Consider the following 17,544-nt stretch of genomic DNA (forward strand, 5'->3'; position numbering starts at 1 on the left):
ATAGCGGAACTTCACAATTATACTCGCGCTCCGGCGAACATGCGCAGAGCCGCCGGCGAGACGCCTTGTCGCAGTTCGAAATAGCCGGCCCAAGGATCGGCGCGCAGCGCGGCGAGGCGGCGCTCCACCTTGTCGAGGCAATAGAAGTCGGCGCGCTCTATGCGGCCGAGCTCGTCCCAGGAGACGGGCGTCGCCACGGAAGGCGTCTCCCGCGCACGCGGCGAGAAAGGCGCGACCGCGCTCGCGCCGCGATCATTGCGTCGATAATCGATGTAGATGCGGCCATGGCGCCGCGCCTTGGTCGCCATTGCGGTGAAGCGCGCCGAATCGTCCGCCGCGAGACGGCTGGCGACGCCTCTGGCGAAGGCCGTGAAGGTCGGCCAGTCGAGCGCGTCATCCAGCGGCGCGACGACATGCAGCCCCTTGCCGCCGGTGAGCAGCGCGAAGCTCGCGAGCCCCGCCGCCTCCAGCAGAGCGCGAAAATCGCGCGCGGCGCTCTTCACCTCCTCGAAGGACACGGACGGATCGGGATCGAGATCGAAGACGAGACGATCGGGGCGCTCCAGCGCATCGAAGCGCACGCCCCAAATATGCAGCTCCAGCGCATCCATCTGCGCCGCGCCCTCGAGGCCGGAGAGATCGTCGAGGAAAAGGAATTCTTCCGTCTCGCCGTCGCTCCCGGTAATGGGGGCGGCGATGAGGCCCGTGGGCAGGCCGCGCCGATGATGACGCTGGAAGAAGCAGCCATGCGCCGCGCCATTTGGACAGCGCAGCAGCGACAGCGGCCGCCCGGCGATATGCGGCAGAGCGAAAGGCGCGACGCGGCGCCAATAATCGACCAGCCTCTGCTTGGTGACATGAAGCGCCGCCGGATAGAGCGGCTTGTCCGGGTTGGTGAGGCGGATCATCGCCGGCCTCGCTTCTGCTCGCGGGGCGTTGGAGAACTCACCTCACTCGCCGGCTTGTCCTCGCGCAGGCCGATGAAGGTCGGATGGCGCAGCAGCCCCTCCTTGGTGCGCTCCGTATAATCGATCTCGACGACGAGCCGCGGCGCCACATAGCGCGCATGACGCGCGATCTCGGCCGGCACAGCGGTGAAGGGCGAGGTCTTGCGCGCATGCGCGCGCAGAGCGGCGCCGATCTGCGCGAGATCGCGATCGGAAAAGCCGGCGCCGACGCGGCCGCGATAGCGCAATTCGCCATCGACGAATTCGCCGAGCAGCAGAGAGGCGAAGTCGCGGCCCTTCTTCGTCGAAGGACGATAGCCGCCGACGACGAACTCGTCGCGGCCGAGGCATTTGACCTTTATCCAAGCGCGCGTGCGCCGCGAGAGATAGGGGCGATCGACGCGCTTGGAGACGACGCCCTCGAGCCCCATGCGTCGGCATTCGGCGAGAAAGCGCGCGCCGGCGCCGATCACATGGCCGCTGTAGCGTATCGCCGCCGGCGGCTCGGCGAGCAGCGCGGCGAGACGATTCTTGCGTTCGAGCAACGGCTCTTTGGAAACATCCTCGCCATCGAGCTCCAGCAGATCGAAGGCGTAGAAGACGAGCGCGCGCGGGCGCGCCTCCAGCGTCTTCTGCAGCAGGCCGAAATCGCTGCGGCCATTCTCCTCCAGCGCGACGATCTCGCCATCGATGAGCGCGCTTGTCATCGGCAATTGCGCGGCGGCTTCCGCTATGCCGGGGAATTTCGCGGTCCAATCGAGGCCGGAGCGCGTGTAGACGCGGCACGCGCCGCCCGCCGTCGCGACGAGCGCGCGATAGCCGTCGAATTTTATCTCATGCAGCCAATCCTCGCCGGCGGGCGGCTCGGCGGCCTGCGTCGCGAGCTGCGGCGGACGGAATTTCGGCAAGCGCGGCGCGTGGGTCTCGCCCTCGGCGATCTCCGCGAAGCTGCGGCCCGTCGTGACGCTGCGCGTCCATTCGCGCGTCGGATCGAGATCGACGTCGGCCCGCTCGTCCTTCGTTTTGACGAGCAGCCAATTTTCTTTGGGCTCTTTTGCGCGGTGGGGCATGCGCACCAGCGCGAAGCCGCCTCTCAGCCGCTCGCCTTCCAGCGTGAACTCGAGCCGTCCGTCGTCGAGGCCGCGACGCGGATCGCCCTTCGGCGTCCAGCGGCCGCGATCCCACAGCATCACCTCGCCGCCGCCATATTGGCCTTTGGGGATGGTTCCCTCGAAGCTTCCATAATCGAGCGGATGATCCTCTGTGCGCACGGCGAGACGCTTCTCGCTCGGGTCGAGGCTGGGGCCGCGCGTGACCGCCCAGCTCTTCAGCACGCCGTCCAGCTCGAGGCGCAGATCGAAATGCAGACGACGCGCGCGATGCTTCTGCACGACATAGGCGCCCTGCCCTCGCGTGCGCGCGGCGCCTTCCGGCTCGGCGGTGCGGTGAAAATCGCGCTTGGCGCGATAGGCGGCGAGCCGCTCGTCCTTCGCTGCGAGCGGTCTTGCGGCGCGATGAGCCGATGACGAGCGCGTGGATGGACCCAATTTGCGCTCCTCCTCTCGCGGTCACGCGCGCTTCTTGACCGGCCCCGTCTTCGCCGTAGCCTTGGCCGACGCCGTCTTCGCCGGGCTCGCCTTCTTCGCCGGCTCGGCGGCGCGCGCCTTGTGCGCCGGCCGCGCCGCGCTCTCGCCGACGCTGCGCTTCAACGCCTCGATGAGATCGATCACCTTGCCGGGACCGCGCCGCTCCTCCTCGCCCGTGGTGACGATCGCCTGTCCCTCGCGCTTGCGCTCGACGAGATCGCGCAGCGCCTCGGCGTAGGAATCCTTGAACGCTTTCGGATCGAAAGGCGCGCTCTTACGCTCGATCAGCTCGGTCGCCAACGCCACCATCTCGGCGTCGCTATCGCCTTCGCCGATCTCGGCGAAATAGGGCTCATAGGCGCGCAGCTCATTGGCGTAGCGCAAGGTCTCGACGAGCAGGCCCTTGCCGAGCGGCGTCACCGCGACAATGCTCTCGCGCCCGCGCATGGTGAGCCGGCCGATGCCGATCTTGCCGGCGCGGCGCAGCGCCTCGCGGATCACCGCATAGCCTTCGGTCGAGACGTCGCCTTCCGGCGCGAGATAATAGGGCCGGTCGAAGTAACGCGGATCGATCTCCTCGCGCCCGACGAATTGCACCAGCTCGATGGCCTTGCCGCTGTCGAGCTTGATCTCGTCCAGCTCGTCCGGCTCCAGCACGACATAAGAATCGTCGCCGATCTCGAAGCCTTTGACGATATCGGCGGAATCGATCGGGCCGACGCCGGGCACGACTTTCTCATAGCGCACGCGCTTGCCCGATGGCTTGTGGATCTGATGCAGCGTCGTCGCCTGGGCGCTCGATGTCGCCGCATAGAGCTCGACGCCGATGGAGACGAGCGAAAGCCGCAGATAGCCTTGCCAATAAGCGCGCGCGCGTGGAGCCATGAGGTCGGACCCTTTGCTGTTCGCGCTCTCATCTAGCGCCGCGGCGCGCGCGGACGATGGCGGCGTTGAGCTCGCCGCCATAGATGAAGATGACTCCCGAAAAATAGAGGAAGACGAGCGCGATCATCGCCGAGGCGAGGCCGGCGTAGGTCAGCGCATAGCGCTCCGAGAAGGCCGCGAGATAGCGGCCGAAGGCAGCGCCCGCGACGAGCCACAGCAGCAGCGTCGCCAGCACGCCGGGAAGCATGTCCACAAAGCGCCGCCGTCCCGCCGGCAGCCAGGCGTGTATGGCGAAGAGCGTGAGCGCGAGAATGAGCGTCGCGACGCCATAGCGCGCCAGAGTGACCATCTGCTCGAAGGGCGCGAACCAATCGAGATAGCGCGCCGCGGCGTCGGTGATGAGCGGTCCGAGCACGACGAGAACGGAGAGCGCCAGCAGAGCCGCCGCGCTGCCGACGACATAGACGATCGACTCGAGCCGCAGCAGCCACCAGCTGCGCGTCTCCTGCGCCTCATAGGCGCGATTGAGGCCGATGCGCAGGCTCTCGAGGCCGCTGGAGGCGAAATAGACGGCGAAGAGCGCGCCGAAGGTGAGATTGCCGCCCTGCGGCTCCGTCGCGACGCGCTTGATCTCTCGTGCGATCGGCGCCGCGACCTCCTGCGGCCAGGCGTCGAGCAGCAGCCGCCCCGCCTCGTCGGCAAGGCTCTTGGAGCCGATGAGGCCGGCGAAGGCCGTCACCACGATGAGGAAGGGAAACAGCGACATCAAGGTCGAGAGCGCAATATGGCTCGCAATGGCGAAGCCGTCGCGCTCGACGAAATGCAGGAAGGCGTCGAGCGGGACGCGCAGCAGCGCGGGCAGGCGCGCCGCCCAAGGGGCGAGCGGCCCGAGGGCGCGCTGGAAAACGGCTTTCTCGACATCGTCCAAGGCGCCGGCTCCCCGCGCTCATCGCGCGAGGGAATATAGCGCCGCGCGATCCGCGAGGCGGCAACTTTCACCGCCGCGGCACGTTGACGATGGGAAGCGGCGGCGACGCTCCCGCGCCGCCGCCGGCTCGCTCAGACGCCGCGCCGCAGCACGCCGCCGACGAGGGCGACGATGAAGAGCACGATCGCCACCCAGAACAATATGCGCGCGGCGTCGATCGCCGTGCCGGCGACGCCGCCGAAGCCGAAGAAGGCCGCGATCAGCGCGACCACCAGAAAGACGACGGCCCAACGCAGAAGATCGCTCATCTCTTTCTCCCGAAACCGAGGATGATGGGTGATAACGCCGGCGCGCCGATCCGGTTTCCCGCCGAAAGGAGGCGCATTTGAGTCTCGGACAGAGAACGCAGCCCCGCCCCCGGCCCGGCGAGGAGCGCAGCTTCACCCTGAATTTCGGCCCCGTGCATCCGGCCGCGCATGGCGTGCTGCGGCTCGTGCTGGAGCTCGACGGCGAGGTCGTCGTCCACGCCGATCCGCATATCGGCTTTCTGCATCGCGGCACGGAAAAGCTCATAGAGGACAAAACCTACCTGCAGGCCCTGCCCTATTTCGACCGGCTCGATTATGTCGCGCCGATCAATCAGGAGCACGCCTTCTGCCTCGCCGCCGAGCGCCTGCTCGGCCTAATCCCGCCGCGGCGCGCGCAACTCATCCGCGTGCTCTATTGCGAGATCGGACGGCTACTCTCGCATCTCCTCAACATCACCAGCTGGGCCTCCGATTGCGGCGCGCTGACGCCCAATCTCTGGGGCTTCGAGGAGCGCGAGAAGCTGATGGTCTTCTACGAGCGCGCGTCCGGCGCGCGCATGCACGCCAATTATTTCCGCTTCGGCGGCGTGCATCAGGATTTGCCGGCGGCGCTGATCGACGACATAGAGGCCTTTTGCGATCCCTTCCTCGCGACCTGCGACGATCTCGAAGGATTGCTCACCGACAATCGCATCTTCAAGGAGCGCAATGTCGATATCGGCGCGGTGACGCTCGAGCAGGCCTGGGGCCTCGGATTCTCCGGCGTGTTCCTGCGCGCTTGCGGCGCGCCATGGGATTTGCGCAAGGCGCAGCCCTATGAATGCTACGAGGAGATGGATTTCGACATTCCGGTCGGACGCCATGGCGATTGCTACGACCGCTATTGCGTGCGCATGGAGGAGATGCGCCAATCGATCCGCATCATGCGGCAATGCGTCCAGAAGCTGCGCGCCGCGGACGGACAGGGCGCCGTCGCCGTCCTCGACGGCAAGATCACGCCGCCGCGGCGCGAGCAGATGAAGCGCTCGATGGAGGCGACGATCGAGCAGTTCAAGCTCTACAGCGAGGGAATCCACGTGCCCGCTGGCGAGGTCTATGCGGCGGTGGAGGCGCCCAAGGGCGAGTTCGGCGTCTATCTCGTCTCCCATGGGCTCAACAAGCCCTATCGCTGCAAGCTGCGCCCGCCCTCCTTCGCCCATCTCGCGGCGACCGACCGGCTCTCGACCGGCCATATGCTCGCGGATGTCGCCGCCATCGTCGGCTCGCTGGACATCGTCTTCGGAGAAATCGACCGCTGAGAAGGAGGATGAAAATGCCGACCCTCGCAGAAAAGACACCCCTCGCAGAAAAGAGCTGCACGCCCTGCCGCGGCGGCGTTCCGCCGCTCGGACGCGCCGAGGCCGAGGCGCTGCTCGCCGCGGCGCCGGACTGGACGCTGATGGACGAGGCGCGCCGCATCGAGCGCGGCTTCCGCTTCGGCAATTTCCGCGAGGCGGCCGAATTCGTGCGCCAGATCGGCGAATTGGCCGAGGCCGAAGGCCACCACCCGGACATCGCCTTCGGCTGGGGCTATGCGACGATCTCCTTGCAGACGAAAAAGATCGGCGGCCTGCACGAGAACGACGTCATCATGGCGACGAAGATCGACCGCATCTTCGCACGCTGGCAGGGATTGCCGGCCGGCCGCATGTGAGCGACGCCCCCGCCTTTTCAAACGCCCCGCGCTCTTGTAGATATCTTAGCGAAGTCCCGGTAGCTCAGCAGGATAGAGCAACGGTTTCCTAAACCGTAGGTCAGGGGTTCGAATCCCTTCCGGGACGCCATATGAACGATGCTGGGAAATTGCCGACAGTCTTTCCCTCAATGCTGGTCGCTCTTGCGACCGCCTTCAAGGCGATAGTAGCAATACCAAAAAAAGCACACGATAGCGCGTGTCACGAGGAGGTCTGTTTGCGACAATCCGTGTCCATGAATGAGGCCGGACAGGAAAGCCCGGTTGCGAGCTTCCGAGCCGGGACCGAACTGATTGGGTCAGAAGCCGGTCTGACCTATGACCATTTTATTTTTTCGTCCCGCCGCAGCGGTTGCCTGACGCGCGGTCCGAGATTGAGCTTAGCGAAAGGCGTCCATCTCATTAAAATTCAAGGTGAAAATTTCGGGCTGTCCGGCCTCGACGACAGCTTTATTGAAATTTTCGATGCGGCCGGCCGCAGCCGATACAAGCAGTCTCTGCTAGCCGGAATCAGCCACGATCAAAAAACGCTTGCCTCGTTCATCTATACCAGCCCAGAATATGAGGAGGGTTTAGAAATTTGCATATCCGTGTCCGAAGGCGCAAATATTCGTATCGACTCGATCGAAATTCAACCAACAAGGTATATGCACGAATTTTCTATACTAAATAAGTCGTATAGAAAAGATTTGATATGGACTGTCACGCTCTATCGCTCTTGGTGCCGATTTACAGAAATAAAGCACCCCTTCTATATTGTTGTACCGGAAAGCGACCTATCTATATTCATCGACGCTTTCACCACCGAGATGGAGAACGGCCAGATTTCCCGCTTCCCCAATGTTCTTTCTGAGGAGTGGGTCTTGGCGTCCGCAAATATAGAACCCTCCCCCGGAATGTCCGGGTGGCATATTCAGCAGCTGATAAAGCTGTGCTTTTCAAAGCTAAAAATTGCCGCCAACTATCTTACGATGGATAGCACAATGCTATTCACGAAAAAATTCGACCATTCGTCTCTTTTGTATGATGGTTCAATCTTTACTGCAGCGACTCCGATCTCCAAAATTGATTTTTTTGATCAGCTTCGAAATAACAATGAGGACGGCTGGCTCGATGGCACGATCGTCAATATTTCAGAATCGTTCAATAGAATTTGTACGGTGATGGAGAACCACACTGAGAGCACGAACGCCTATATATCTTGTACGGGCATGTTCAACTCCGATTTGTCGGCCGAACTCGACGCATTCGCGCATAGCAGAGGCGTGAATGGTTTCGTCGGCCTGATACAAATCGCCCCTTACGAGTTCGCCTGGTACGGAGAATTCGTCTACTCGCAAAAACGGTCGCGCTTTGTCCCGCATGACCCCCATTTGATGACGCTGGCGCAATCAGCGGAACAAGCGGAGATGATCGATCGATGCGAATTCAACACGCATACTCATCACTTCGGTGTGATGTTGCAGCTGCCAGCGGCCGACCTCTGCGACCCCGAAAGCCTTTATAACGCAATTGCCGAAGGCCGCCTCAGATGATGATCGAGGGGACGCGCGCTTGCAAAAAAGAGCGAGTCCCCCCGCCTCACGAAAAATGCCGCTCCTTCATCAAATCCACCTCGAGCCGAGCTTGGAACAGCGTGGTTTCGACATCGTCGGTGAGCGGCAGACGGAACTGACCCACCCCGGAAATCGCGCTGCGCGGATATTGATAGAGCAAGGAGCCGCTGTCGGCGTCGCCGCCGCCTGTCGCAGCGATGCGTGGCGTTGACTGCAGCCGGTCGAAGGACGCCTGAATCGCGTCGAAACGGCGCAACGTGTTCTCATGCGTCGCCGTGATATGGCTGAAAATATGCTGGAGCCGATCATGCAGCGCCTGGGGGACGTCCGGCGACGGCATTTCCAAAGGCGATCGGTTCGGCTCGAGATCGAAGGGGCCGAACTCATATTCCGGGCGATCGGCGACGCGCAGCCGCACCGAGCGCGTCTTCGCGCTGGGCGTGGCGAAGGCGGCCACCTCGCAGTCGAACCCATGCAGCCCATTGTCGCCGAGCTTTTCGGCGATGTCGTCGCGATAGAGATTCGCCTTGGTCCGCTGCACCACCTCGTCGTCGAGCAAGATTTCGAGCACGACCGGCCCTTCGCGCTTGGCGTCGCAAATCCAGCCGCGGACGCGCTTTTGCGTCACCTCATCGACGACGCCGGCGACGCTGCCGCCGAATTTCAGGCTATGCGCAGCGATATCCTTGTCGCGAAAAGTCCGAACGGCGATCTTGCGCCCCAGCCATTCGATCAGTGTCATGCCGCCCTCCATAGCTTTCGGCGAATGAGTTAGATTTTGCGCGCGGCCGTCAGAACCGGCGATAGACATGCTCCCCGTCCAGGAACTCGAAAATGCGGCCTGCGCAATCGGCCCAGGACGGCGCCGAGACGCCCTTCGAGGCAATAGGCCCGCGCGCGAGCTGCTCGCGCACCGCCACGGCGAGCTCGCTGGATGAGCCGGCCCCGAAATATCGCGCATGCTCGCCGCCGAGCTCCTGGAAAACGGGAAGATCGCTGAGCAGCAGCGGCGAGCCGAAATGCGCCGCCTCATAGATCGGCAGGCCGAAGCCTTCCGCGATCGAGGCGACGATGGTCGCCGAAGCGCTCTGATAGAGCCACGCCATATCCGCCTCCGGCGCGAAGCCGAGATAGAAGAAGCGCTTGCCCTTTTCCGCATGGTTCTCGAAACGCTGCAGCAGGCTGTCCACGCTCCACCCCGCCTTGCCGACGAAGACGAGCGTCGCATCGGCTCCCGAAGCCCATAGCCGCTCGAAAGCGTCGAGCACATAGTCGTGCCCCTTGCGCGGCTCTATGGTGCCGACCACCAGAAACAAATTCTCGCGTTGCGCCAGATCGGCCGTCGCCGCCGTGACTGGCTTGGCGGCGTCGACCCTCGAGGTGAAATCGGCGCCGAGCCGCGCATAGCCGATCCGAAGCCCCGGCCGCGGCGTTATTTTGCTGCTCGTGATCCAGTCGATGAGCCCATCGGCCCCGCTCTGCGAGGTGCAGATCAGGCCGGAGCCTTTCTCCAGCAGCAGCGTCAGCCAATTGGTGACGGAGATTGTGACATGGTCCTCGAACAGCTCGGGATGCTGCAGTGGCAGAATGTCGTGAACGAGTCCGTACGCCTCTCCGCCGATGGCGCCGAGACGCTCGAGCGGCTCGCGCATCCAATCGGCGAGATGCCAAGTTCCATCGGCCATCAAAATCTTGTCGAAGGGACGAAAATCGAGGGCGCCGAAGCGCATGTCCTCCGCCTCGACCGCGGCGCGGGCGCCGCAGCGCTGCGCGTAATCGTCGGCGAAGATCAGCCCGGCCTCCGTATAGGCGAAAGCCTGTGGACGCACCTTCGCGTCGCTCCAGCCATAGGCCGCGCGGGTGAGCTCGCGCACGACGCGCTGCACGCCCGTCTCGAGGTCGCCTTCCCTTATGTGGGTCACGTCGATCAAGAGGCGCGGCGCGATCTCGGAGCGCTCCTGGCGCACATAGGCGCGGGCGATGTCCTGCACCAGCTCCCTGGTGATCGGAGCGTCGCGGAGCAGACGCGCGATCGTCTTGCTGACGATCTTCGGCCCGCAGGTCTCGGCGCGAACGGTCATCGCCACGACCGTCTGAACGAAGCGCGCGCCGACCTTGTCCGGGTCCAGCGTCTCGTCGCAATAGCGCAGCGCGGCCTCTCTATAGGTCTGGCGCAGCTGCGGATCGCCGGCCAGCGCATCGAGCGCATCGGCGATGTCCGCGGGCGCATAGCCGTCGAGCGCGACGCCCACCTCGGACGGCAGCTCCGCCGAGGACCCCATGCGATTATAGACGAGCGGCGTTCCGCTGGTGAGCAGATCGAGGATCGCCCTCGACGTCTCGCCGCGCGTGAGCGTCCGCAACTGAACGCCGATATCGGCCGCGGCTATGTAGAGGTCGTAATCCTCCTTCTCGACATAGCCGGTGATGTGAATGTCGGACCTGTCGCGGATGGCGCGCAGCACCTCGCGCGCATAGGGCGAGTCGTGGTTCGCGCCCCCTTCCAGCTCGCCGACGAGGATCAGCTGCGCCATGCCCGATTTCGCCGCGGTAGAGCGCGTGAAGGCCTCGATCAGCTCGAGCACGCCCTTTGTGTGAGCGACATGGCCGAGCGACACGATGACGAGAGAATCCGGCGAGATGGCGAGCGTCTCGCGCGCCTGCGCCCTGCTCGGCGTCGTTTCCCGCGGCGGGCGCGCCCTATATTGCGGCAGCACGGCGATTTGCGGCGTGGCGCCCGGGCGAGCGGCGCTCACCAGCACATCGCGAGCGAAGCGCGAATGAACGATGACGCCGAGGCTGCGATGCGTCGCCGTGGCGCTGCAGGGAAGCGCGTCGACGAGCGCGCGCGCCGTGCGGTCGCCGCCCTCGCCGGCGAGCACGATGGCGCGCGCCGGACCTCCATGCTCCTGGATCATGCGACGGATGAAGGCGTCTGGATTGCCGGGGTCATAGGACAAATAGCCGAGATAGGCGTCGTGAATGACGACGACGCCCGGAAAGCTCTCGATATAAGGGAGCATATAGTGGTGGAACGGCGAATTGCCGAGCTGATAGACGATCGCATCGTAGAGATGCGCCTTGAATGGAAATTGCGAGTGGTGCCAGATCGGCATGTCGTCGAAATAGGTTTCGACCTCGGCCACATCGTCGACGAAAATCTCGAAGGACGCGAATTTGGAGAGCGCCGGAAGAAACTCCGCGCTGTAATCGGCGATCCCGGATTTCGCCGAGGGGAGCGGCGTGAACATGGCGATGCGCGGAACGCGCGCCGCCGCGCTCGGCGTCTTGCGCCCGCGGCGCGCGGCGAAGGTCTCCTCCCAGGCGTCGAGCGCGCGGCGGGCGCTCTTCTCCCAGGTGAAGAGCGCGGCGCGCTCGCGAGAATAGGCGCGCATGCGCTGCAGCTCGCCCTCGCGAGTGAGCGCGCGCGCCATTGATTTCGCCATATCCGCCGGCTTCTCCGCATCGAAACGATAGGCCGGAGTCGACGATCTCCGTCAGGCTGGAATTGTCGCCGACGAGCACGGGCGCGCCGCAGCGCATCGCCTCGATCACCGGCAGGCCGAGCCCCTCATAGAGAGGGGGGAAGACGAAGAGCGAAGCGGCGTTGTAGAGTTCGACGAGCTCGTCATCCGACACGAAGCCCGTCGTCACGACGAGCGGCGCAACGCCGAGGCGCGCCGCCTTCTCGCGCAGAGCGAGCGCTTCGGCGCCTTTGATGTCGTAGACGATCAGGAGCTTGTATTTATCCGCCAGCTCCTTGTTGGCGATGGCGAAAGCCTCGAGCGTCCCATCGAGATTCTTGCGGAAGTCCGGCCCGCCGACATAGAGGATGTATTTCTGCCCGGGAGCGAAGCGGCGCCAGACGGCGCCGCGATGCGCCTCGGAGGCGGGGAGGATGCGGAAGTGATCCGCGACGCTGCCGAAAATATTGACGACGCGCTCCGGCTTCATATGAAAAAGCCGCTCGGCGTCCTTCTTCGTCGCATCCGATATGGCCAAGCCGACATCGAGCTGCGGGATCAGGCTCGATGTGCGCTTGTACCAGAGGGCGACCGGCCAATCGGTGAGGAGCGCTTTGCAAAACCGGCGAACCCGTGATTCTCTGGGGCGTCCGAGGGATGTGAGTCACCGATGTCACGCCGCAACTTCAGCCAACCTTCGCTCGCCGACGCATTCGTGAAAGCCTATTCTCGTCCTGGTGGGTTTCTGGAAGATATCGCCAAGACGTTCGAGTGGAGCGCGTTCGACGTTATTTTGCGTCCGCTGCATTCTTCGAGCGACGGCGCGCCGGCCTATCCGCCACTGACCATGTTCAAGATCGTGCTGTTGCAGCAGTGGTATGGGCTGTCCGACCCCGCCGCCGAGGAGGCTGTGCGCGATCGCCTGTCGTTTCGGCGCTTTTGCGGGGTTCCGCTGGACGAGGAGACGCCGGACCATTCATCGATCTGGCGGTTTCGTCAGCGGCTCGCCAAGCTCGGCCTCGACGAGAAACTACTTGCCGAGGTCAATCGACAACTCGACGCGCGCGGGCTGATCGTGAAGCGCGGCACGCTGGTCGACGCCACTATCATCGCGGCCGCCGTGAAGCCGCCGCCCCACGACGAGGGGCAGGTCAATCCGCGCGACCCGGACGCGAGCTTCACCAAGAAGAACGGCGAGACCTACTTCGGCTACAAGGCGCATCTGGCGGTCGACGAAGAAAGCGGCATCGTGCGCCAAGCGGAGATGACGAGCGCCGATCTGCACGACAGCCAGCGCGGCGAGGCGATGATCCAGGGCGATGAAGAGGCCTATTACGGCGACAAGGCATATGATAGCGCAGCGCTACGCAAGGCGTTGAACGACAAGAAGATCGACGACAAGATCGCCTATAAGGCGAAGCGCGGAGCGCGACAGCCGGACTGGCAGAGATGGTTCAACAAGACGGCGTCGAGCGTTCGCGTCGGCGTCGAGCGCGCCAACGCGACGATGAAGAACTGGTATGGGATGGCGCGAGTACGCTACCGCAGCCTCGCGCGCAACAATTGTCATCTTCAGTTCGTCGTCATGGCGATGAACATGAAGCGGGCGCGGGTTCTCGAAGCGGCGGCATGACGCCGCGAGGGGAGAGGTGTGTCTCGAACCGGATAGGGATGCGAAAAATGACCGGCTGACGGCGCAGAGCATTGCGCCAGATGGCGCGCGGGCGCATCAAAGCCCGTCGATTGCGGCCGAAAAACCGTAAACGCCGAGACCTCGGCTATTCTGCGAAGCGCTCGGTGAGATATTTGTCCGGATAGAGCAGCGGAATGAAATCATAGAGAGTGGCGGATCGAATGATCGGCGGCTTGGGAAAATCGATAAAAGCCGCCGCCGCGCCATAGACGCTCTCGCCTTCGAAGACGCTCGAAATGTGATAGACATCCGGGCTGACCGTCTCGATGCGATCATTGCGCAGGACATTGGCGACCTGCTCGCGCCTCTGCCGCTCGCGCCAATCAAATTGCACGCTGGGATAGTCGTGCAGAATCACATTGCCGAGATCGTCGATCTTCGCGATTTCCGAGATCAAATCGGCCGACTTGTCCAGATAATGCCGGTTGAGCAGAAACATGAAGTCATGCTCACGGCCAATTCTGACGATTTCTTTCGCGAGAGAGAGAGAATAGCGCCCCATGCCTCGGGATTGCGCCTCGGTCTGACAGCATTGCAGATCAATCAGTATCTTCATCGCGTGACCCTGGCAGCGCGCATCTACCCCGACGTCGAATGGCGAGCGTGACGCCCGCCTTCTCACGGCGCGAGCATTTCGATAGGAAATCAGCGCGGAAGCGGCTTGGAAAAACTCGGCTCCGTCGAAAGCATGTCCGCCGGCCCCGCGCCGCGTAGCCGCCTCTCGGAAAGAGAGTCGACGCCGCGCGAGCGTTCTGTCATCGAAGTCATGTCCCGGTCAAGTCTGGCAAATTGCGCCGGCGTCTCAATTCGAGACCACACCTATGCCGTGCGGCTCGATAGACGGCTTCGCCCGTGGAATTCGAGGCGCGCCCCATAAAAAAGCGCCCCTTTCGAGGGGGCGCTTTTCTTTTTCTCATTCGCGCAGCGGCGCGATTTACGCGGTCTGCTGGATCGCCGACAGCTTCCAGGCCTGCGGTCCCTCGCCCGCGGGACGGCGGAAGGTCCACACTTCGGTCGATTGCGTCGGCTGGGTCGCGTCGCCCGAGACGATCTTTCCGGTCGCGCGATCGATGAAGAGATCGATCAGCGAGAAGCGCATCGCCACGGTCGCATATTCGTCCGAGCCCTCGCGCCAGGCCTCGGAGAGATCGCCTTGCAGCAGCTTCACCTCGGAGATGCGGTTGATGACGCCCTCGCGCGCATTGGCGCGAATGTCGTCGGAGAAATAAGAGACCATCTCCGGCGTCGCGAGATCGTGCAGCCGGCCGATATCCTCCTGGCTATAGGCCGCTTGGGCGTCGCCGAGCACGCGCTCGAAGGCGCTGAAATCCTCCGGACGCAGATTCAAAGGTTCGCTCGTCGGGTGACGCGGCGCCGCGCCGCCGCCGCCGAAGCCCGTCCCGCCGCCGGTGAAGGCGAAGGCGCCCGGGCGCGCGCCGCCGCCGGCGCCGCCCATCGCGCCGGCGAAGCGGCGATTGGCGAACCATTGAAAGGCGAGCCGCGCCAGAAGGGCGATGATCGCGATCTGGACCAGAAGGCCGATGATGGAGGCGAGGCCGCCGAGCCCGCCCATCAGGCCATTGCCCGAGAGAAGGCCGAACAGGCCGGCGCCGAGCAGGCCGCCGGCGAGGCCGCCGAGCAATCCGCGGCCGAAGGAGCCGCCGAGCGGGCTGGCGGCGGGAGCGGCGGCCGGGCGCTGCGGCGCGGCCGGCGAGGGCTGCGCCTGCGGCTGCGGCGCGGGCTGCGGCGCGATGCTGCGCTCCATGGGCGCGGCCGGGCGCGGCGCCGTCGTCGTCGCGGGCGGCGCGGAAAAGCTCCGCGAGCCGCGGCTTCCCGAGCTCGCGCCACCGCCCATTTTGGCCTCGGCGAGCGCCGGGGCGAAGGCGATGAGCAGGGCGAGCGCGAGCGCCGGCAAAGATTTGGAGTTCGATGTCCAAGTCGACATGACTATCCTCGAGCGGTTCGCCCAGAGATGAGGAATCACTCGGGCGCCATCTATATAGGAATGCTCCGACCTTGCGGCAAAGGGCCGCGCGGCCGGAAGGCTGAATCGGTTTCCGCCGCTCATGTAGTCGGAAACTCTTCTAATTTTTCATTTAGAACGAATTTTCTCGAACGCTCGCGTTCGAGCGCAAAGCTCGGTTCGAGGAGGTCGATGCCCGTGACGCCCAAACTGGTCTTCGTCGCCGCCGTGGCGCGCAATGGCGTCATCGGCGCTCGAGAGCGCACGCCCTGGCGGCTGAAGAGCGATCTCGCGCGCTTTCGCGAAATCACCTTTGGCAAGCCGCTGCTCATGGGACGACGCACATTCGATTCGATCGGCTGCCCCCTCCCCGGCCGCGAGACCGTGGCCTTGTCGCGCGACCCGCGATTTCGCCCCGAGGGCGCCCATGCGGCGCGCAACCCCGAGGAGGCGCTACGCCTCGCCGCGGAGCTGGCGGAAGCCATGCGAGCGCCGGAGATCATCGTCGCCGGCGGCGCGGAGATCTATTCCGCCTTTCTGCCGCAGGCGGATGTGATTCACCTTACCGAGGTGGCGCTGACCGTCGCCGGCGACGCGCTGTTTCCGACGCTCGATCCGGCGGAATGGCGCGAGACGGCGCGCGAGACCCCGCCGCGAACGGCCGAGGACGAGGCGGATTTCCAATATATTCGGCTCGAGCGCCGGTGAGCGGCCGATCGGCTGCAGATAGTGCGCAAACAGCTGTTGCAGGTCGGAGAACCTGAAGCTATAAACCGCCTCGACCAGCGGCGACCGCTTCGCGGACGCCAGATCGGAGTGTAGCGCAGCCTGGTAGCGCACCTCGTTCGGGACGAGGGGGTCGGAGGTTCGAATCCTCTCACTCCGACCAAGTTTTCTCATGATTTCAGTGGCATAGCGCGTGCGCTCAGCGCCGGGCGCGAGCGCCTCACAGGCGAAGCTGCGAGCGTTACCGCAGAATTTCGGTCTCGCGCACCCCAGCTCGTCAGTCGGCGAGTATTCCGCGCCGAGGCGTTCGGCCACGATCGTGCATGGCGTCGCTGAGCGCACGACCGCCACGCACGACGACCGAAACCGCGCCTCGAGACCGCCGGGACCGGGAAGCGCGACTTCAGAGCGCCGCGACAATGCTCCGCAAGCCGAGCAGGACGGTGGCCGCACGCGCTCGGGAAAATTGCCTAAAGGCGCCTAGGCGAATTTCTCGAGACGCGAGGAGCTCCGATGGACGAAAAAGCTTCCTCTGCACACGTAAAGCACACGAGGAACTCGGATGAAAATCCTTCTGATCGGCTCCGCCGCCTGCATCACGGCTCTCATTACGACGGCATGGCTGATGACATTCGCGAAGTGGTTCCCGATCAAGGCCATCGACAGCTTCGTCATCGACTATAAGACGATGATCAGAGCCCATGTCGACTATGCGTTGATGGCGCTGTTCGGCGTCGGATTCTATGGTTCGGGCGTCGAGCTTCCCGTCATTGCTTGCTGGTGCGTGGCGATCGGCGGATTTTCCAATCCGACCGTATTCACCATCGCGGCTTTCGATCCGAGTTTCTGGAGCAAGCCTTTGTGGAAGGTCTATACGGCGCTGAGCTTCCTCGTGTCCTCGGTGGGATTTATCTGGATCGCCTATGCCTTGGCGATGCATGGACTCGGCTAGAAATATCGCTCCTCGTGTCGCAGCGCCTCTAGCTATAGCGCGAAGGCGGGCGGGGATTCGCAGCGATGCGGGTATCAGAGATGGTGGCAGGTCCTGGTCGTCGGCGCCCGGCCTCGGATACGGACACATCTTGGCCGCCGTGGCGCGTGAAGCTGCGTTCCCGCGCCACGGTGAGGAAGGCGAGCAGGTCGTTGACATTGTCCCGCGCCATTCATGAATCTCATTCATATTGAGGTGCAGATTATAGCGCCTAATCGAAGCGTGAGACAGAAGGTAATCTGGTCACATCGGATAGGATAGTACCGGACACGAGCGCCGCGAGGGAGGACCTATACGATGGACACGGCGTTTCACTTCGGAGCACTAGGCCCGACGCGCAGAAGGCTGCTCGAGCTGCCGCGCGCGATCGTCGCGCCGCCTCGGCCCGCCCTCGCGCGCGCAGCCGGAGAAAACGATCATGAAGCTGCGATGCGCCTTCGGCGACCATGTGTTCACCGTATCGCTCTATGACAATCCGTCCGCTCGCGACCTCGCGTCGCTTCCGCCGCTGGAGCGACCATCGAGCCGACAATGAGAAGATCGCCTATCTCCCGCGCAAGCTCACGGAGGGAGCGGGACCTTTCTCGAGTGAGGCGCCGGGCGATCTCTGCTATTATGCGCCCCGGGGCAATCTCGCCTTCTTCCACGCCGGCTATCCTTATTCGAAAGGCCTGATCCGGCTCGGGCGCCTCGACGACGACGTCGCGCCGTTGAAGACGCGCGGCAAAATCCCGCTCCATATCGAGCGGGCGGTCTGAAATCTCC

General features: G+C 64.0%; 17 protein-coding genes, 2 tRNA genes and 1 pseudogene. 10 read left to right on the top strand and 10 right to left on the bottom strand.

The window, feature by feature from the left end:
• Positions 1–17: 17 nt before the first annotated feature.
• From ligD (K369_RS28245) to K369_RS25550, 5 genes are all read right to left on the bottom strand, one after another.
• Positions 18–908: a non-homologous end-joining DNA ligase gene (gene ligD, locus K369_RS28245; protein ID WP_036290958.1), complete on the bottom strand. Its 891-nt coding sequence runs from the start codon at positions 906–908 to the stop codon at positions 18–20.
• Positions 905–2,494 carry a non-homologous end-joining DNA ligase gene (gene ligD, locus K369_RS28250; RefSeq protein WP_084570632.1) on the bottom strand — a complete coding sequence of 530 codons (1,590 nt, stop codon included), beginning with the start codon at positions 2,492–2,494 and terminating at the stop codon, positions 905–907. Before ligD (K369_RS28250) ends, ligD (K369_RS28245) begins: the two co-directional genes overlap by 4 nt.
• Before the next feature lie 21 nt (positions 2,495–2,515).
• Positions 2,516–3,418, bottom strand: coding sequence for a Ku protein (locus tag K369_RS10450; RefSeq protein ID WP_036294801.1), 903 nt, complete (start codon positions 3,416–3,418; stop codon positions 2,516–2,518).
• Positions 3,419–3,446: 28 nt separating this feature from the next.
• Complete coding sequence (locus K369_RS10455) at positions 3,447–4,346, bottom strand: YihY/virulence factor BrkB family protein (protein ID WP_245278170.1); 900 nt, start codon at positions 4,344–4,346, stop codon at positions 3,447–3,449.
• A 131-nt stretch (positions 4,347–4,477) separates the two neighbouring features.
• Positions 4,478–4,654, bottom strand: a complete 177-nt coding sequence (locus K369_RS25550; protein ID WP_018265491.1) for a DUF1328 domain-containing protein — start codon at positions 4,652–4,654, stop codon at positions 4,478–4,480.
• 77 nt (positions 4,655–4,731) lie between these two features.
• On the opposite strand from K369_RS25550, the gene K369_RS10465 reads away from it, so the two are divergent.
• The 4 genes from K369_RS10465 to K369_RS10480 all read left to right on the top strand — a co-directional run bounded on the left by K369_RS10465 (position 4,732) and on the right by K369_RS10480 (position 7,921).
• On the top strand, positions 4,732–5,952 hold the full coding sequence (locus K369_RS10465; RefSeq protein WP_036290960.1) for an NADH-quinone oxidoreductase subunit D: 1,221 nt from the start codon (positions 4,732–4,734) through the stop codon (positions 5,950–5,952).
• Positions 5,953–5,960: 8 nt separating this feature from the next.
• Complete coding sequence (locus K369_RS10470) at positions 5,961–6,347, top strand: 4a-hydroxytetrahydrobiopterin dehydratase (RefSeq protein WP_036290963.1); 387 nt, start codon at positions 5,961–5,963, stop codon at positions 6,345–6,347.
• Between the two features lie 53 nt (positions 6,348–6,400).
• Positions 6,401–6,477 (top strand) — tRNA-Arg (locus K369_RS10475).
• 1 nt (position 6,478) lies between these two features.
• The gene (locus tag K369_RS10480) at positions 6,479–7,921 is read left to right on the top strand and encodes a DUF6492 family protein (protein WP_084570634.1); all 1,443 of its coding nucleotides are present in this window, start codon (positions 6,479–6,481) and stop codon (positions 7,919–7,921) included.
• Between the two features lie 46 nt (positions 7,922–7,967).
• Here K369_RS10480 and K369_RS10485 read toward each other — a convergent pair whose 3' ends face one another.
• From K369_RS10485 to K369_RS28255, 3 genes and pseudogenes are all read right to left on the bottom strand, one after another.
• Entirely contained in the window at positions 7,968–8,684 is a 717-nt protein-coding gene (locus tag K369_RS10485) for a hypothetical protein (protein ID WP_156967845.1), read from the bottom strand.
• Between the two features lie 49 nt (positions 8,685–8,733).
• Positions 8,734–11,388, bottom strand: a complete 2,655-nt coding sequence (locus tag K369_RS10490; RefSeq protein WP_084570635.1) for a glycosyltransferase — start codon at positions 11,386–11,388, stop codon at positions 8,734–8,736.
• Between the two features lie 31 nt (positions 11,389–11,419).
• Positions 11,420–11,896 (bottom strand): annotated as a pseudogene (locus tag K369_RS28255) (glycosyltransferase); the annotation flags it as partial.
• Here K369_RS28255 and K369_RS10495 point away from each other — a divergent pair.
• Positions 11,849–12,043 carry a hypothetical protein gene (locus K369_RS10495; protein WP_156967846.1) on the top strand — a complete coding sequence of 65 codons (195 nt, stop codon included), beginning with the start codon at positions 11,849–11,851 and terminating at the stop codon, positions 12,041–12,043. The pseudogene K369_RS28255 and the gene K369_RS10495 sit on opposite strands and share 48 nt — an antisense overlap.
• A gap of 33 nt (positions 12,044–12,076) precedes the next feature.
• A complete protein-coding gene (locus tag K369_RS10500) occupies positions 12,077–13,039 on the top strand; it encodes an IS5 family transposase (RefSeq protein WP_051948759.1) in 963 nt (320 codons plus the stop codon).
• Between the two features lie 145 nt (positions 13,040–13,184).
• On the opposite strand, the gene K369_RS10505 is transcribed toward K369_RS10500, so the two are convergent.
• Together K369_RS10505 and K369_RS10510 are read right to left on the bottom strand one after the other, a co-directional pair.
• A complete protein-coding gene (locus tag K369_RS10505) occupies positions 13,185–13,655 on the bottom strand; it encodes a hypothetical protein (RefSeq protein ID WP_036290974.1) in 471 nt (156 codons plus the stop codon).
• 378 nt (positions 13,656–14,033) lie between these two features.
• A complete protein-coding gene (locus K369_RS10510) occupies positions 14,034–15,044 on the bottom strand; it encodes a Tim44 domain-containing protein (protein ID WP_036290975.1) in 1,011 nt (336 codons plus the stop codon).
• A 210-nt stretch (positions 15,045–15,254) separates the two neighbouring features.
• Here K369_RS10510 and K369_RS10515 point away from each other — a divergent pair, with 210 nt between their 5' ends.
• From K369_RS10515 to K369_RS10530, 4 genes are all read left to right on the top strand, one after another.
• The gene (locus K369_RS10515) at positions 15,255–15,770 is read left to right on the top strand and encodes a dihydrofolate reductase (RefSeq protein ID WP_036290978.1); all 516 of its coding nucleotides are present in this window, start codon (positions 15,255–15,257) and stop codon (positions 15,768–15,770) included.
• A 104-nt stretch (positions 15,771–15,874) separates the two neighbouring features.
• Positions 15,875–15,951: transfer RNA gene (locus tag K369_RS10520), tRNA-Pro, on the top strand.
• Between the two features lie 399 nt (positions 15,952–16,350).
• Entirely contained in the window at positions 16,351–16,740 is a 390-nt protein-coding gene (locus K369_RS10525; RefSeq protein ID WP_036290980.1) for a hypothetical protein, read from the top strand.
• A gap of 506 nt (positions 16,741–17,246) precedes the next feature.
• Positions 17,247–17,537 (top strand): cyclophilin-like fold protein, encoded by a 291-nt coding sequence (locus K369_RS10530; RefSeq protein ID WP_245278171.1) that lies wholly within the window; start codon positions 17,247–17,249, stop codon positions 17,535–17,537.
• Positions 17,538–17,544 lie beyond the last annotated feature (7 nt).

This window comes from Methylosinus sp. PW1 (assembly GCF_000745215.1).
Lineage (GTDB): Bacteria > Pseudomonadota > Alphaproteobacteria > Rhizobiales > Beijerinckiaceae > Methylosinus.

Bases quoted from the DNA above. Each gene is read 5' to 3' on its own strand.
- K369_RS10500 (WP_051948759.1), top strand. From the start codon at position 12,077: ATGTCACGCCGCAACTTCAGCCAACCTTCGCTCGCCGACGCATTCGTG.
- K369_RS10490 (WP_084570635.1), bottom strand. From the start codon at position 11,388: ATGGCGAAATCAATGGCGCGCGCGCTCACTCGCGAGGGCGAGCTGCAG.
- K369_RS10505 (WP_036290974.1), bottom strand. From the start codon at position 13,655: ATGAAGATACTGATTGATCTGCAATGCTGTCAGACCGAGGCGCAATCC.
- K369_RS10480 (WP_084570634.1), top strand. From the start codon at position 6,479: ATGAACGATGCTGGGAAATTGCCGACAGTCTTTCCCTCAATGCTGGTC.
- K369_RS10525 (WP_036290980.1), top strand. From the start codon at position 16,351: ATGAAAATCCTTCTGATCGGCTCCGCCGCCTGCATCACGGCTCTCATT.
- K369_RS10510 (WP_036290975.1), bottom strand. From the start codon at position 15,044: ATGTCGACTTGGACATCGAACTCCAAATCTTTGCCGGCGCTCGCGCTC.
- K369_RS10515 (WP_036290978.1), top strand. From the start codon at position 15,255: ATGCCCGTGACGCCCAAACTGGTCTTCGTCGCCGCCGTGGCGCGCAAT.
- K369_RS10450 (WP_036294801.1), bottom strand. From the start codon at position 3,418: ATGGCTCCACGCGCGCGCGCTTATTGGCAAGGCTATCTGCGGCTTTCG.
- ligD (WP_036290958.1), bottom strand. From the start codon at position 908: ATGATCCGCCTCACCAACCCGGACAAGCCGCTCTATCCGGCGGCGCTT.
- K369_RS10470 (WP_036290963.1), top strand. From the start codon at position 5,961: ATGAAAATGCCGACCCTCGCAGAAAAGACACCCCTCGCAGAAAAGAGC.
- K369_RS25550 (WP_018265491.1), bottom strand. From the start codon at position 4,654: ATGAGCGATCTTCTGCGTTGGGCCGTCGTCTTTCTGGTGGTCGCGCTG.
- K369_RS10530 (WP_245278171.1), top strand. From the start codon at position 17,247: ATGACAATCCGTCCGCTCGCGACCTCGCGTCGCTTCCGCCGCTGGAGC.
- K369_RS10485 (WP_156967845.1), bottom strand. From the start codon at position 8,684: ATGACACTGATCGAATGGCTGGGGCGCAAGATCGCCGTTCGGACTTTT.